We start from the raw sequence: 15,290 nt of genomic DNA on the forward strand, positions 1-15,290 counted from the left end.
ATCGATATGAGAGATAAATCAGAATCTCCTGAAGATACAGGAAGGAGCATCCTTTTTGCTGGAAGATAAAACAACTGAAACGCGGCAGGACGTGCCGACCGCCGCGCCGCAGCACAGCAGCTTCCGCGCAAGGCTGCGCTCACGGTGGGCGCAGTTCCAGTGCGTCCGTCTGCTGCGACGCCACCGGCGCTTCCGCCTTCGCCGCCATCGGCTGGACAGCGCAGCCAAGAAGCTGGGAGCTTCGCCGCTGGCGGCACGCATCGGCGCAGTGCTCTATGCACTGGGCTTTGGTGCAGAGTATGCTGCAGTGCGTGCCGGGCGAGGCGTCAAGCACTTGGCCCTCTTGGGCGCCCGGGGCATCTGCCGCTTTGCAAAAGACCTGACCGAGACGGCTTTCCCGGGTGCGGCACAGGTCGTCAAGGATCTGTTCGGCCCCTTTGTGCTGCTCGTGAAGGGCATAGTGGCCCTTCTCATCCACGCCCACCACATCCACCGGGAAAAAGGCCTTAGCGCGGCACTGAAGGCCAGCACCCACTATCTCGCCAGCGGCGTCCGCCGTAACCTCCGGCTGCTGCCCCGGATGGCGATGTACATCCTGCCGGTCTGTGCGCTGGCGCTGGGCAGCATGGTGTTTGAATATGTCATCAACCAGCCCTACGCGCTGGCTGTGCAGGTCAACGGCGAGACCGTGGGCTATGTGGCCAACGAGGATGTCTTCGACACAGCCCGCGAGGACGTGATGGAGCGTATCAGCTACGCAGGCTCCGATAAGACGGAGCTGACCATCGAGCCGAGCTATACCATTGCCGTCGCCCATCATATGCTGGATGAGAACGAGATGGCCGACGCCATCATCCAGAGCGCAGGCGACCAGATCGGTGAGGGCACGGCCCTGTATCTGGACGGTGAGCTGACAGCGGTATGCAGCGACGGCGACGCGCTGCGCGCGTACTTCACCAGCCGTCTGGAACCCTACGAGGTCCCCGATGACCCCAACGTGAGCGTGGGATTCAACAAGCAGGTCACACTGGAGGACGGCCTTTACTTCAAGGACAGCCTACAGGATTATGCGGACGTCGAGAAGGAGCTTTCCGGCGTCAAGCAGGCCCAGAAGGTGTACACGGTCAAGACCGGTGACACGCTCTGGGACATTGCCCATAAGAATGACCTGACCTTCCGGGAGCTGTGTGCGCTCAATACGAACTTCAAGGGCGAGCCGCTGAACGAAAAATCCAACATCCGTGAGGGCGATGAGCTGATCGTCACCAAGGAAGAAGCGGCCCTCGAGGTGCGGATCACCCGCATCGAGACCCGGGAGGAGGAGGTCGCCTTCGCCATCGAAACGACCAAATCCAACGAATATACGAAGGGCACCACCAAGGTGCTGCAGGAAGGCCAGAACGGCCTGCGCCGCGTGACCTTCCAGAACGTCTACGATACAAACAATGTCCTTGTGGAGCAGACCATCCTCTCCACCGAGGTCATCAAGGAGCCGGTGAATAAAAAGGTGGTGCAGGGCACGAAGAAGGTGAAGTCCAGCACCAAATTCATCACCGGAAGCGGCCAGTTCATCTGGCCTGTGCCGAATTACCGCTACTGCTCGCGCTGGTATGGCGGACGCCACCGGGGCGTGGATATCTGTGCCCCGGCGGGTACGCCCATCTACGCCTCCGCAGGCGGCACCATCACCAAGGCGGGTTACAACAAGGCCGGTGCGGGCACGGGCTATGGCTACTCGGTCATCATCAACCACGGCGGCGGCTACAGCAGCGTGTATGCACACTGCCTGTCCCTGACCGTCAGCGCAGGCCAGACCGTCAAGCAGGGCCAGCTCATCGGCTATGTGGGCAGCACGGGCCGTTCCACCGGCAACCACTGCCACTTTGAGATCCGTCTCAATGGTTCGTACATTCCCCCGCAGAACGTGTTCCCGGGGAGAAAATAATTCTATAAAAAGGAGAAATTCATTATGGCTACTCCTCACATCGGCGCCGAAAAGGGCGATTTCGCAAAGACTGTCCTGATGCCGGGCGACCCCCTGCGCGCAAAATTCATTGCAGACACCTTCCTGAAGGATGTCCGTCAGGTGACGGGCGTGCGCGGGATGCTGGGCTTCACCGGTACCTACGAGGGCCGTCCCATCAGTGTGATGGGCAGCGGCATGGGAATGCCTTCCATCGGCATCTACTCCTATGAGCTGTTCAAGTTCTACGATGTGGACAACATCATCCGCATCGGCTCCGCCGGCAGCTACACTGACAGCGCCAAGCTGTTCGATACCGTGCTGGCCACCGGTGCGGTCAGCGAGTCCAACTATGCCCGCGTCCAGAGCGGCAACGACCACGACATTACCTTCCCCAGCGAGGGGCTGAACGACAAGCTGCGTGCCTCCGCCAAGAAGCAGGGCATCAAGCTCATCGAGGGCAACATCCACTCCTCCGATGTCTTCTATCGTCAGCCCTCCGACGCAAAGCCCGCTTACTGGGAGCTGCTGCGGGACGAGCGCGGCTGCCTCTGCGTGGAGATGGAGAGTTTTGCACTCTTCGCCAACGCTGAGGTGCTGGGCAAGAATGCCGCCTGCCTGCTGACCATCTCGGACAGCTTCGTCTCCCCGGAGATCACCACCGCAGAGCAGCGCCAGAAGAGCTTCACCGATATGATGAAGGTCGCGCTGGGGGCGGAGTATTAAGCACTTTTGAACCAGAGAGGGCCGCTGTGTTTTGCAGCGGCCCTCTTTTTTGACGGAGGCTTTGCTTGCACTTCTGAAAAGAATGATTTATACTTAAATACACGACACAGAAGAATGTACGACACAGAAGGGAATGAGGCCGATGAACAGAGAAACGGTGAACATGGTGCGCAGTCCGATTTCTGTGGAGGGGAACATCCGGCTTGTTCCGTATTATCCGGCCTACGATACAGCACTTGCGTGGTATCAGGATGCACAGCTCTGCAAACAGGTAGATAACAGGGACTCCGTTTATGATTTGCCGCTGCTGAAGCGGATGTATCATTATCTGGACACACACGGAGAACTGTTTTATATCGAGTATCGGGGTGTGCTTTGTGGTGATGTCAGCCTGCGGACGACAGGCGAGCTGGCCATCGTCATCTGCAAGGAGTACCAGAATAAACACATCGGGCGGAAGGTCATCGAAAAAATGCTGGAGATGGCTCGGGAAAGGGGCTTGGCAGAGTGCTTCGCGCACATCTATTCCTTCAATACCCAGTCGCAGAAAATGTTTGAATCTATTGGCTTCGTCCCGCAGGACGAAGAACGCTATATCTACAAATTACAAAAAGGAGAACCGACCATGACAAAACTGACTCTGGAAGAAAAGCAGGAGCTGATCCGGATGGCTCTTGCGGCCCGGGAAAAGGCCTATGCGCCCTACAGCGGCTTTATGGTGGGCGCAGCCCTGCGGGCCGAGGATGGCCGCATCTTCACCGGCTGCAATGTGGAGAACGCTGCCTTCACCCCCACCAGCTGCGCCGAGCGAACGGCACTGTTCAAGGCTGTGGCAGAGGGGGTGACCAAGTTCACCGACATCGCGGTGGTAGGCTCCCGCCGGGGCGAGGTCAACAAGCAGATCACCTCGCCCTGCGGCGTCTGCCGTCAGGCGCTGTTCGAGTTCGGCGGCCCGGAGCTGAATGTCATCATGGCAAGAAGCCCGGAGGACTTCATCGAACGCAGCATGGACGAGCTGCTGCCCTTCGGTTTCGGCCCCTCCAATGTGGCGGGCAACAAGGCCGTGAAAGACTGAACGCAGCTGCGCGAAAAAGACCGGACGGAGCGGATTTTCCGGGATAAGTGTGATTTTTATACAATTTTGATGAAATATTTGTAAATGTTTTGTAATCGGAAAAGACTTGCATCTGTCACTTCTTCCCGCTATACTTGAGCCAGTAAATGTGCAGGTGCGCACATTTCGTCAATAAGACGCGATTATATTAAAATAAAAGGAGAGTTTTCATTATGATGATTTCTCGTCGTAACTTTCTGGCAGTGGCTGGCGCCGCTGCTGCTGCCGCTGCTCTGACTGCCTGCGGCGGTTCTTCCTCTTCCACCGCTTCCTCCGCAGCTGCTTCCACCAGCACTGCCGCTTCCACCGCTGAGGGCGGCGAGAAGATCGTGAAGGTCGCTCTGACCTGCGACACCGGCACCATCGACGATGAGAGCTTCAATCAGGCTTGCTGGACTGCTGTTTCCGGCTACATGGGCGATGACTGCCAGTACTACATCCCCGAGGCTGACGCTTCCGATGAGGACCGCGAGACCATGATCCGTCAGGCTGTCAACGACGGCGCTGACGTCATCGTCTGCGTCGGCTACCTGTACGGCGCTTCTCTGGCATGGGCTGCTGACCAGTACCCCGATGTCAAGTTCATCGCCGTCGACGTCACGCAGGGCGACATCGGCACCGATGCCATCCCCGCAAACTGCTACTGCATCACCTTCAAGGAGGAGCAGGCAGGCTATCTGGCAGGCTATGCCATCGTCAAGGACGGCAAGACCAAGCTGGGCTTCCTCGGCGGCATGGCTGTTCCCGCTGTTATCCGTTACGGCTACGGCTATGTTCAGGGCGCTGATGCTGCTGCTCAGGAGCTGGGCACCAACATCGACATCAACTACTTCTACGGCGGCCAGTTCTACGGCGATGCAAACATCACCTCCCGTATGGAGGGCTGGTACTCCAACGGCACTCAGGTCGTCTTCGCCTGCGGCGGCGGCATCTACACCTCCGCTGTTGAGGCTGCTCTGAAGAGCAACGGCTATGTCATCGGCGTTGACGTTGACCAGAACTACATCGGTGTCAACGGCGTGGCTGACGGCTCCTTCGCTTACAACCCCTTCATCACCTCTGCAATGAAGGGCCTGACCGAGGCTGTCAACACCGCTCTGTCCGACATTGAGGCAGGCGATTGGAGCGACATCGCTGCTTCCAACGGCAACTTCGGTCTGGAGGACGGCGACTACATCGGCCTGCCCACCGATGCTGACAGCTGGAACTTCGAGACCTTCACCACCGACGAGTACGAGGCTCTGAAGAGCAAGATCAAGAGCGGCGAGATCGTTGTGGACAACAACTCTGACGACAGCACCAAGCCCACCGTCAGCGAGTTCACCACCGTCAACTACATCCAGTAATCAAGGCTTTCCCGGGCGGGACGCTCTGCAAAGGGCGTCCCGCCTTTTTGCGTTCTTTCGGGCAGCGGGAGAGGACTGTTTGGCAAAATGCACAAAAGTAATACTTATGATATGGCAAAACACTAAATTTTCAAAAAGAAGTGTGCAAAACGACAAAAATACGGTATAATGGTCACTAGAATAGTATAAGTGTCGCTTGGACACGAAAGGAGAGTGAGCAGATTGGCAGAGGATTTTGTGATCGAGATGCTCCATATCACCAAGGAGTTCCCGGGCATCAAGGCCAACGACGACATTACCCTGCAGCTGCGAAAGGGCGAGGTCCATGCCCTGCTGGGCGAGAACGGTGCAGGCAAGAGCACGCTGATGAGCGTGCTGTTCGGCCTGTATCAGCCGGAGGAGGGTAAGATCCTCAAGAACGGCAAGGAGGTCGCCATCCGCAACCCCAACGATGCGAACGCACTGGGCATCGGTATGGTCCACCAGCACTTCAAGCTGGTGGAGTGCTTCAGCGTGCTGGACAACATCATTCTGGGTGTGGAGCCGAACAGGATGGGCTTTTTGCAGAAGGCCGAGGCCCGCAAGAAGGTCATGGCCCTGAGCGAGAAGTACGGCCTGCGTGTTGACCCCGATGCCCTCATCAGCGACATCTCGGTGGGTATGCAGCAGCGCGTGGAGATCCTGAAGATGCTCTACCGCGACAACGAGATCCTGATCTTCGACGAGCCTACCGCTGTGCTGACCCCGCAGGAGATCGACGAGCTGATGGAGATCATGCGCGGGTTCAAGAAGGAGGGCAAGTCCATCCTTTTCATCACCCACAAGCTCAACGAGATCATGGCGGTCGCCGACCGCTGCACCGTCCTGCGCAAGGGCAAGTACATGGGCACCGTGGACATCAAGAACACCACCAAGGAGGAGCTTTCCCGCATGATGGTCGGCCGCGATGTCCAGCTTCAGGTCGATAAAAAGCCCGCCCACCCGGGCGAGGTCGTGCTGGACGTGGAGGGCGTCACCATCCACAACGACCAGCGAAAGAAGGACTCCGTCAAGGACGTCACTTTTCAGGTCCACGGCGGCGAGATCGTCTGTCTGGCGGGCATCGAGGGCAACGGCCAGACCGAGTTCGTCTACGGTCTCACCGGGCTCGAGAAGCTGTCGGGCGGCAAGATCACGCTGGACGGCAAGGACATCACCCACGCCAGCATCCGCCAGCGCTCCAAGGACGGCATGAGCCACATCCCCGAAGACCGCCACAAGCACGGTCTGGTGCTGGACTACAGCCTCGAGAACAACATGGTGCTCCAGCGCTACTGGCAGCCCGAGTTCCAGAAAGGCGGCTTCATCCGGTCCGAGAAGGTCCGCGAGTATTCCGATAAGCTCATCGCCCAGTATGACGTCCGCAGCGGTCAGGGCAGCGCCACCATCGTGCGCAGTATGTCCGGCGGCAACCAGCAGAAGGCCATCATCGCCCGCGAGATCGACAGAGACCCCAAGCTGCTGGTGGCTGTTCAGCCTACCCGCGGCCTTGATGTCGGTGCCATCGAATACATCCACAGACAGATCGTCGCCGAGCGCGACAAGGGCAAGGCGGTCCTGCTGGTCAGCCTCGAGCTGGATGAGGTCATGAACCTGTCCGACCGCATCCTCGTTATGTACGAGGGCGAGATCGTCGGCGAGTTCGACCCCAAGACCACCACTGTGCAGGAGCTGGGCCTCTACATGGCCGGCGCACGCAAGCAGGGAAAGGAGAACAACTAAATGAACAAGAAAAAACTTTCCCACAGCAACCTCAACAGCTCCATCACCAGTGTGCTGGCCGCGCTGCTGTGCATCGTCATCGGCATGGCTGTGGGCTTCCTCGTGCTGCTGGCCATCAATCCGGCCCACGCATGGGGTGACGGCTTTGTCCGCATCGTCAAGGGCGGCTTCCATGATGCGCCCTACGGCGTCGGCAAGGAGCTGGCCAACGCAGCTCCCCTCATCATGACCGGCCTGTCCGTGGCCTTCGCGTTCAAGACCGGCCTGTTCAACATCGGTGCAGCCGGTCAGTACACGCTGGGCGCTTACGGTGCCCTCTACTGCGCCATCATGCTCAAGATGCCATGGTTCGTCTGCCTCATCGCAGCAACCATCCTCGGCGGCATCTGGGGCGCGATCCCCGGCTTCTTCAAGGCCTACTTCAACATCAATGAGGTCATCACCTCCATCATGTTCAACTGGATCGGCCTCTATCTGGTCAACGAGCTCATCTATCAGAACGGCACCGGTCCCATGTACGATGTGCGCAACACCCGCACTCTGAACCTCGGAAAGAGCGCCGAGCTGTCCAAGTCCCTCATTCCGGACTTTGGCCTGAACAAGATGTTCCAGACCAACAGCACCACCATCGCCATCTTCCTCGCAGCTGCGGTGGCCGTCCTCATCTGGGTCATCCTGAACAAGACCACCTTCGGCTATGAGCTGAAGGCCGTCGGCCTGAACAAGAGCGCAGCCCGCTATGCCGGCATCAACGAGAAGAAGAACATCATCCTCTCGATGGCCATTGCAGGCGCACTGGCCGGTTTCGGCGCAGGCCTCTACTACCTGTCCAATGTGTCCCAGTGGAACCCGCTGAACTCCACCAGCCTGCCCACCATGGGATTCAACGGCATTTCCGTGGCCCTGCTGGCAAGCTCCAACCCCATCGGAACCATCTTCTCTGCGATCTTCATCTCCCACATCTCGGTCGGCGGCTCGTTCCTGTCCACCAAGTACTATCCCACGGAGATCTCCGACCTCATCAGCGGCATCATCATCTACCTGTGCGCATTCTCCATGCTGTTCCGGGGCAAGATCCACGCCCTGCTGTTCCGGAATGCGGACAAGACCAACGTGAATGCAGAGCCTGCCCCTGCTGAGACCAAAACCAAGAAGGAGGGCAAGTGATATGCTGCTTCTCATCAAGTATACCCTGCTGTATGGCATCGTGCTGATGCTGGTCGCTCTGGGCGGTATGTTCAGCGAGCACTCCGGCATCATCAACATCGCACTGGAAGGCATCATGGTCATCGGCGGCGTGGCGGGTGTCCTCACCCTCACTATGCTGCCTGCAAGCCTGCCTGCGTTTGCTACGGTCCTCATCGCCGTGCTGGTGGCGGCTCTCGCCGGTATGGTCTACAGCCTGCTGCTGGCCTTTGCCTCCATCAACCTGAAGGCGGACCAGACCATCGGAGGCACAGCCTTGAACCTGCTGGCGACGGCCATCGCCGTGGTCATCGCCAAGTATTTCAGCACGAGCGGCAGTGCCAAGCTGAACTACTCCAACAAGCCCTTCCTGTTCAGCCTCGGCGGCTTGGAGCTGAGCATCTTTGTCCCGCTGGGCATCGTCCTGCTCATCGTCAGCTATGTCGTGCTGTACAAGACCCGCTTCGGCCTGCGTCTGCGCGCCTGCGGCGAGCATCCTCAGGCAGCGGACTCCGTGGGCATCAATGTCTACAAGATGCGCTATGCCGGTGTCGTCATCTCGGGCGCACTGGGTGCCATCGGCGGTCTGGCTTACATCGTGCCGCCCGTCCAGACGTGGAACTTCGAGGTCGGCGTAGCCGGCGCAGGCTTCCTTGCGATGGCCGTTATGATCTTCGGTCAGTGGAAGCCCTTCAACATCTGCGGCGCGGCCATGTTCTTCGCTGTTTTCAAGAGTCTGGCCAACATCGCTGACTCCACCTTCCTCGCACAGCTCCACTGGTCCAGCAACATCTACAACATGATGCCCTTCGTGGCATCGATGGTCATTCTGGCCTTCACCTCCAAGAACAGCATGGCCCCCAAGGCCGAGGGCATCCCCTACGATAAAGGTTCCCGCTGATCCGAGGGCGTTTTTTCGGGGCGCAGCTGCTTTCCGGGCGGCTGCGCCTTTTTTGTTCTTTTTTCAACAGATTCCACAAAACGATGCTTGCTTTTGCGGAAGAATTTGCTATACTTGAAGTACAATGTCATACTTATTGCCGACGGAAGAGCGTTGGCGGAGAATACGATTTAGGAGCGTGAACTTATGCGCATTTACGATCTGATCGCAAAAAAGCGGGACGGCGGCACCCACAGCCGCGAAGAACTGGAAGCCATCGTCAACGGCTTCGTCAGCGGCGAGGTGGCCGATTACCAGATGGCGGCATGGATGATGGCCGTCTATCTGCGGGGCATGACCGACGAGGAGACTGCCGAGTTGACCGACGTGATGGCCCACAGCGGCGTCATGGTCGATCTTTCGCCCATTCCGGGCATCAAGGTGGACAAGCACTCCACCGGCGGCGTGGGCGACAAGACCACGCTGGTCATCGCACCCATCGTCGCGGCCTGCGGCGTCAAGATCGCCAAGATGAGCGGCCGCGGCCTCGGCCACACCGGCGGCACCATCGACAAGATGGAGAGCGTCCCCGGTACCAAGACCGCCCTCTCGCAGGAGGAGTTCTTCGCGCAGGTGAACAAGATCGGCCTGTCGGTCATCGGCCAGAGCGAAGGCATCGCCGTGGCGGATAAGAAGATGTACGCCCTCCGGGACGTCACCGCCACCGTCAGCTGCATCCCCCTCATCGCGTCCAGCATCATGTCCAAGAAGCTGGCCTCCGGCTCGGACGCCATCCTGCTGGATGTCACCACCGGCACCGGCGCGTTCATGAAGACCGTGGAGCAGAGCATCGAGCTGGCCAAGCTGATGGTCTCCATCGGCACCCATCACGGCCGCCGCGTCGCTGCCATGATCACCGACATGGACACCCCGCTGGGCCGCAACATCGGCAACAGCCTCGAGGTCATGGAGAGCATGGATGTGCTCAAGGGGCATGGCCCCGCCGACCTGACTGAGGTGTGCTTACAGCTGGCCACCAATATGCTGGTTCTGGCCGACAAGGGCACCCCTGCCGAGTGCCGCGCCATGGCCGAGGCCGTCCTCGCGGACGGATCCGCCTATGCAAAGTGCAAGGAAATGTTCGCGGCACAGGGTGGCGACATCCGGGTGCTGGACGACTACAGCCTCTTCGAAAAGCCCGCCGCCAGCTATGAGCTGCTGGCCGAGGAGGACGGTTACATCATCGCCAACGACGCCGAGAAGATCGGCTCTGCCAGCGTGCTGCTGGGCGCAGGCCGTCAGAAGAAGGGCGACCCGCTGGACTTCGCCGCCGGCATCACCCTCCACAAGAAGCGTGGCGACTATGTCCATAAGGGCGAGAGCCTCGCTACCTTCTACGGCGCAGCCGACCGATTCGACGCTGCTGCCGCCGAGTACCGCAGCGGCCTCGTCTACGGCCCCGAAAAGCCCGAAGAGGCCCCGCTGGTCTACGCCCTCGTCACCAAGGACGGCGTGGAGCGGTACGAATAAAGCCTGAAAATGCCTGACAGCCCCGGGGTGCGCACACCTCGGGGCTGCTTTTTCCGCCGAAATGGTGCTTTGCAGTGGATAAAACAGGCAGAAGGACCGATTTTGTAGATATTTGGCCCGAGATATGCTATAATCTACTCAATAGCGCCCAAACGGCGCAGGAGAAGAGAAAGGGTTATTCTATGAAGATCGTTTTGGTGGGCGGCGGCAAAGTCGGCACAGCGCTGGCGCGGCAGCTCAGTGAAGAGGGTCATAATGTGACCGTTGTCGATACGAACAAGGCCCGTGTGGAGCACATCGGCGAATCCTACGACGTGATGAGCATTCTCGGCAACGGCTCGTCCATCACCACCCTGTCTGAGGCGGGCGTGGAGGAGGCGGATGTCTTCATTGCAGTCACCGGCTCGGATGAGCTGAACCTGCTGTGCTGTATGTTCGCAAGAAAGGCGGGCCACTGCCACGCCATCGCCCGTGTGCGCAACCCGTCCTACAGCCATGAGCTGGACTTTATCAAAAAGCAGATCGGCATCTCGGCCATCATCAACCCTGAGATGGCAGCGGCGAAGGAGATCTCGCATCTGCTGCGCTTTCCGGGTGCAAGCAAGATCGACACCTTTGCGGACGGGCGCGTGCGGCTCATCAAGTTCGCCCTGACCGAGCAGCAGGGGCTGGACGGTGTGGCCATCCATGAGATCCCCACCCAGCTCAAGAGCGACATTCTGGTCTGCGCCGTGGAGCGTGACGGCGGGGTCATCATCCCCAACGGCAACTTCGTACTGAAGAACGGCGATCAGGTCACCTTCCTCGCTACGCAGGAGAAGGCCCAGGAGTTCTTCCAGCGCATCCATATGCCGGTGCGGCCGGTGCGCAATGCCTTCATCGTGGGCGGCGGTGCCATCGCCTACTACCTGAGTCAGGAGCTGCTGGAAAACCACATCCGCGTCCGCATCGTGGAGCGCGACCCGGCCCGCTGCAATGTGCTGGCCGAGTCCCTGCCCGAGGCACAGATCCTCAATGAGGACGGCTCCAACCGCGACTTCTTGCTCTCAGAGGGACTGGAATCCACCGAGGCCTTCGTGGCCCTGACCAACATCGACGAGGAGAACGTGCTGCTGACCCTGTTTGCCAAGAAGCACTCCAAGGGCAAGCTGGTCACGAAGATCAACCGCCTCGAGTTCGACGATATTCTGGCCGGGCTGGATCTGGGCAGCATCGTCTACCCCAAATACATGACCTGCGATTACATCGTGCAGTACGTCCGTGCATTGCAGAACGAGGCCGGCAATAACATCAAGACCCTCTACCGCATCCTCGACGACCGCGTGGAGGCGCTGGAGTTCACCGTCCACGAGGAGAGCCGGGCCACCGGCGTGCCGCTGAGCCAGCTGCATCTGAAAAAGAACCTGCTGCTCTGCTGCATCACCCGCGGCGACCGCATCCTCATCCCCCGCGGCGGCGACCGCATTCAGGTGGGCGACAATGTCATCGTCGTCACGCTGGAGCACGGCCTGCACGACCTGCGGGACATCGTGGAAGGGTAACGGGGGACAGAACGTATGAATTATGCGATCGTCTTTCGTCTGCTGGGCTATATCCTGATGATCGAGGGCGTTTTGCTGCTGCTTCCGGCGGTGACGAGCCTCATCTACGCCGAGTGGGCTGTCATGGGCGTGTTCCTGCTGACGGCGGCCATCAGTGCGGCGCTGGGCCTCGGGCTGCGTACCATCAAGCCCCGCAGCAAGGTGTTCTATATGCGGGAGGGCTTTGCGGCCACGGCGCTGAGCTGGATCGCCATCAGTATCGTAGGCGCCGTGCCCTTCGTCCTCACCGGCTGCATCCCGAACCCGGTGGACGCCCTCTTTGAGACGGTGTCGGGCTTTACCACCACCGGTGCCAGCATCCTGCCCGCCGTGGAGGGCCTGCCCAACGGCATCCTGTTCTGGCGCAGCTTCACCCACTGGATCGGCGGTATGGGCGTTCTGGTCTTTCTGCTCTCGCTGCTGCCCCTGACCGGCGGCTCTCACGTCAACCTGATGAAAGCGGAAAGCCCCGGCCCGCAGGTGGACAAGCTGGTGCCGAAGGTGCAGTCCACGGCGAAGATCCTGTACGGCATCTATTTTGCATTGACGGTAGTGGAGTTCTGCTTCCTGCTGGCAGGCGGCATGAATGTATTTGACTCGATGCTCACGGCCTTCGGCACGGCGGGCACCGGCGGCTTCGGGTTCAAGAACGACAGCTTTGCCAGCTTCTCGCCCTACATCCAGTGGGTCGTGACCATCTTTATGATCCTCTTCGGCGTCAACTTCAACGCCTATTTCCTCCTGCTGCTGCGGAGGTTCCGCCGCGCAGCGTCCAGCGAGGAGGTCCGCGCCTATTTCGGCATCATTCTGGCGGCGGTGGCCGTCATCACGGTGAACATCCGCAGCCTCTACGGCACCTTCGGCGAGGCACTGCGCCACGCGGCCTTTCAGGTTGGCTCCATCATCACGACCACCGGCTTTTCCAGCTGTGACTTCGACCTCTGGCCCACGCTGGCCAAAGAGGTGCTGGTGCTGCTGATGTTCGTGGGTGCCTGTGCGGGCAGCACCGGCGGCGGCATCAAGGTCAGCCGTTTCCTGCTGCTGGGTAAGACGCTGGGCAAGGAGCTGAAACAGGCCCTTCACCCGCAGGTGGTGGCTCCCGTCCGGATGGACGGCAAGCTGGTCAACCACGAGACCATCCGCACCACCAACGTCTATATAGCGGCCTACATCTTCCTCTTTGGAGCGAGCCTGATGCTGGTGAGTCTGGACGGCTTTGACATGGTGACAAACTTTACCTCCGTCGCCGCCACCCTGAACAACATTGGCCCCGGCCTCAATCAGGTCGGCCCCATGATGAACTTCGGGGCTTATTCCAACTTCGCAAAGCTGGTGCTCATCTTCGATATGCTGGCCGGCCGTCTGGAGATCTTCCCGATGCTGGTGCTCTTCCTGCCCGATACATGGCGGAGATTCTGAGAAACTGCTATAGCAACGACAAAGCTCCCCCGGCTTGGACTGCCGGGGGAGCTTTTTGCGGTCTCAGAACGTCAGCTCGACCTTTTCCTGTGCGCGGTACTGCAGCGCTTCCAGCAGGGAATCCTCGTCGAGGAGACGCTTGCCTGCGAGGTCGGCCACGGTGCGGGCCACCCGGAGGATGCGGTCGTGGGCGCGGGCCGAGAGGCCCAGCGTCTCATAGGAGGCCCGCAGGAGCTGCTCAGCGGCAGGGGTCATCCGGCAGATGCGCCGCACCTGCCCGGCGGTGAGCTGGGCGTTGCAGTGCACGCCCTCGTAGCCGGGGGAGGCGTACCGCTGGGCCTGAACAGCCCGCGCGGCAAGGACCTGCCTGCGCAGCTCGGCACTGCTCTCAGAGGGAGAGACGCTGTGCAGCTCGTCAAAGGCGACGGGGTCCATCTCGACGCAGAGGTCGATGCGGTCCAGCAGCGGGCCGGACACCCGGCTGCGGTACTGCCGCACCGCGCTGGGGGAACAGGTGCAGGCCCGGGTGGGGTGGCCGTAGTAGCCGCACTTGCAGGGGTTCATGGCGGCAACAAGCTGGAAGCGGCTGGGGTAAGTGGCGCTGCCGGCGGCCCGGCTGACCGTGATGCAGCCGTCCTCGAGGGGCTGGCGCAGCACCTCGAGGCTCTCGCGGGAAAACTCGGGCAGCTCGTCGAGGAAGAGGACGCCGCAGTTGGCCAGACTGCACTCGCCGGGGCGGAAGAGTGCGCCGCCGCCCGCCAGTGCCGCCGAGCTGGCCGAGTGATGGGGACTGCGGAAGGGCCGGGCCGTCACGAGGCCCCGGCCTGCGGGCATCTGCCCGGCGATGGAATAGATCTTGGTGGTCTCCACGGCCTCCTCCCGGCTCAGCGGGGGCAGGATGCCGGGGAGACGCCGGGCCAGCATGGATTTGCCGGTGCCGGGTGCGCCGATGAGCAGGACGTTGTGCCCGCCTGCAGCGGCAATGACCATCGCCCGGCGGGCCAGCGGCTGACCGCAGACGTCGGAGAAATCGGGGACATGGTTCCATGCGTCGGCAGGGTCGAAGGGAACAGGAGCCGTAGGCGGGATGGGCTGGACGCCCCGCAGAGCGTCCACGACCTGACGGGCCGTTGCAGCGGGGAAGACCTGCATCTCGCTGCCTCCGGCCTCAGCGGCCTCGGCGGCGTTCTCCGCCGGGACGTAGAGCGCCCGCACCCCGCTGGCAGCGGCTTCCAGTGCCATCGGCAGCACGCCGGACACAGGCCGCAGGCTGCCGTCCAGCGCCAGCTCACCCAGAAAGGCGGTGTCCTTCGGCGGCGTTTCCAGCTGCCCGGAGGCCGCCAGCACGGCCAGCAGCAGGGGCAGGTCGTACACCGGGCCGGTCTTGCGGACATCGGCCGGGGCGAGGTTGATGGTGATGCGGCGGTCGGGCCACTTGAAGCCCAGATTCTTCAGGGCCGCATGAACGCGGTCGCCGCTCTCCCGGACGGCAGAGTCCGGCAGGCCGACGATGGAGAGGGCGGGCATCCCGCCCGAGATGTCGGCCTCGACCTCTACCGGGAAGCCGTTGAGGCCCTTGAGGCCGAAGCTCTTGAGGACTGCGTACATGGGGGCGCTCCTTTCTGCCCGACAGGGGGGCGGCAGGGCCATTAAAATTTTTGATTTGTGCTGTTGTATCCATCTTAAAAAAAGAATCACTGCGTGATTCTACGTAGTGTCGATGTTTATTTTGAAATAACGGACGAAAAATGTAAAATCGTTGGATAAGAAACGACTAAGAAATGGA

11 protein-coding genes and 1 pseudogene are annotated in these 15,290 nt (G+C 60.5%); 11 read left to right on the forward strand and 1 reads right to left on the reverse strand.

Features of this window, described 5'->3' with window-relative positions; genetic code table 11:
- The first annotated feature begins 55 nt into the window (after positions 1–55).
- The 11 genes and pseudogenes from LKD23_RS02580 to LKD23_RS02630 all read left to right on the forward strand — a co-directional run bounded on the left by LKD23_RS02580 (position 56) and on the right by LKD23_RS02630 (position 13,504).
- Complete coding sequence (locus LKD23_RS02580) at positions 56–1,945, forward strand: M23 family metallopeptidase (protein ID WP_227620217.1); 1,890 nt, start codon at positions 56–58, stop codon at positions 1,943–1,945.
- A 24-nt stretch (positions 1,946–1,969) separates the two neighbouring features.
- A complete protein-coding gene (gene deoD / locus LKD23_RS02585; RefSeq protein WP_227620218.1) occupies positions 1,970–2,689 on the forward strand; it encodes a purine-nucleoside phosphorylase in 720 nt (239 codons plus the stop codon).
- Positions 2,690–2,852: 163 nt separating this feature from the next.
- A pseudogene (locus tag LKD23_RS02590) lies at positions 2,853–3,281 on the forward strand (GNAT family N-acetyltransferase); the annotation flags it as partial.
- 33 nt (positions 3,282–3,314) lie between these two features.
- The gene (locus LKD23_RS02595; RefSeq protein ID WP_227620298.1) at positions 3,315–3,764 is read left to right on the forward strand and encodes a cytidine deaminase; all 450 of its coding nucleotides are present in this window, start codon (positions 3,315–3,317) and stop codon (positions 3,762–3,764) included.
- A 212-nt stretch (positions 3,765–3,976) separates the two neighbouring features.
- The gene (locus tag LKD23_RS02600; protein WP_227620219.1) at positions 3,977–5,149 is read left to right on the forward strand and encodes a BMP family lipoprotein; all 1,173 of its coding nucleotides are present in this window, start codon (positions 3,977–3,979) and stop codon (positions 5,147–5,149) included.
- 246 nt (positions 5,150–5,395) lie between these two features.
- Entirely contained in the window at positions 5,396–6,910 is a 1,515-nt protein-coding gene (locus LKD23_RS02605) for an ABC transporter ATP-binding protein (protein ID WP_227620299.1), read from the forward strand.
- On the forward strand, positions 6,911–8,077 hold the full coding sequence (locus LKD23_RS02610; RefSeq protein ID WP_227620220.1) for an ABC transporter permease: 1,167 nt from the start codon (positions 6,911–6,913) through the stop codon (positions 8,075–8,077). It abuts the gene before it with no gap.
- Between the two features lies 1 nt (position 8,078).
- Entirely contained in the window at positions 8,079–8,996 is a 918-nt protein-coding gene (locus LKD23_RS02615; protein ID WP_227620221.1) for an ABC transporter permease, read from the forward strand.
- 186 nt (positions 8,997–9,182) lie between these two features.
- A complete protein-coding gene (locus tag LKD23_RS02620; protein WP_227620222.1) occupies positions 9,183–10,505 on the forward strand; it encodes a thymidine phosphorylase in 1,323 nt (440 codons plus the stop codon).
- A gap of 182 nt (positions 10,506–10,687) precedes the next feature.
- The gene (gene trkA / locus LKD23_RS02625) at positions 10,688–12,046 is read left to right on the forward strand and encodes a Trk system potassium transporter TrkA (protein ID WP_349138521.1); all 1,359 of its coding nucleotides are present in this window, start codon (positions 10,688–10,690) and stop codon (positions 12,044–12,046) included.
- A gap of 15 nt (positions 12,047–12,061) precedes the next feature.
- Positions 12,062–13,504: a TrkH family potassium uptake protein gene (locus LKD23_RS02630; protein ID WP_227620223.1), complete on the forward strand. Its 1,443-nt coding sequence runs from the start codon at positions 12,062–12,064 to the stop codon at positions 13,502–13,504.
- Positions 13,505–13,567: 63 nt separating this feature from the next.
- Here the strand turns inward: LKD23_RS02630 and LKD23_RS02635 are convergent, their stop codons facing one another.
- Positions 13,568–15,112 (reverse strand): YifB family Mg chelatase-like AAA ATPase, encoded by a 1,545-nt coding sequence (locus LKD23_RS02635; RefSeq protein WP_227620224.1) that lies wholly within the window; start codon positions 15,110–15,112, stop codon positions 13,568–13,570.
- Positions 15,113–15,290: the final 178 nt, after the last annotated feature.

Origin of the sequence: Faecalibacterium butyricigenerans, assembly GCF_020687345.1 — a bacterium.
In the GTDB taxonomy this organism is placed as follows: domain Bacteria; phylum Bacillota; class Clostridia; order Oscillospirales; family Ruminococcaceae; genus Faecalibacterium; species Faecalibacterium butyricigenerans.

Coding starts and splice junctions, on each gene's coding strand:
- LKD23_RS02635 (WP_227620224.1), bottom strand. CDS start 15,112: ATGTACGCAGTCCTCAAGAGCTTCGGCCTCAAGGGCCTCAACGGCTTC.
- LKD23_RS02615 (WP_227620221.1), top strand. CDS start 8,079: ATGCTGCTTCTCATCAAGTATACCCTGCTGTATGGCATCGTGCTGATG.
- LKD23_RS02630 (WP_227620223.1), top strand. CDS start 12,062: ATGAATTATGCGATCGTCTTTCGTCTGCTGGGCTATATCCTGATGATC.
- deoD (WP_227620218.1), top strand. CDS start 1,970: ATGGCTACTCCTCACATCGGCGCCGAAAAGGGCGATTTCGCAAAGACT.
- LKD23_RS02600 (WP_227620219.1), top strand. CDS start 3,977: ATGATGATTTCTCGTCGTAACTTTCTGGCAGTGGCTGGCGCCGCTGCT.
- trkA (WP_349138521.1), top strand. CDS start 10,688: ATGAAGATCGTTTTGGTGGGCGGCGGCAAAGTCGGCACAGCGCTGGCG.
- LKD23_RS02610 (WP_227620220.1), top strand. CDS start 6,911: ATGAACAAGAAAAAACTTTCCCACAGCAACCTCAACAGCTCCATCACC.
- LKD23_RS02620 (WP_227620222.1), top strand. CDS start 9,183: ATGCGCATTTACGATCTGATCGCAAAAAAGCGGGACGGCGGCACCCAC.
- LKD23_RS02605 (WP_227620299.1), top strand. CDS start 5,396: ATGCTCCATATCACCAAGGAGTTCCCGGGCATCAAGGCCAACGACGAC.
- LKD23_RS02595 (WP_227620298.1), top strand. CDS start 3,315: ATGACAAAACTGACTCTGGAAGAAAAGCAGGAGCTGATCCGGATGGCT.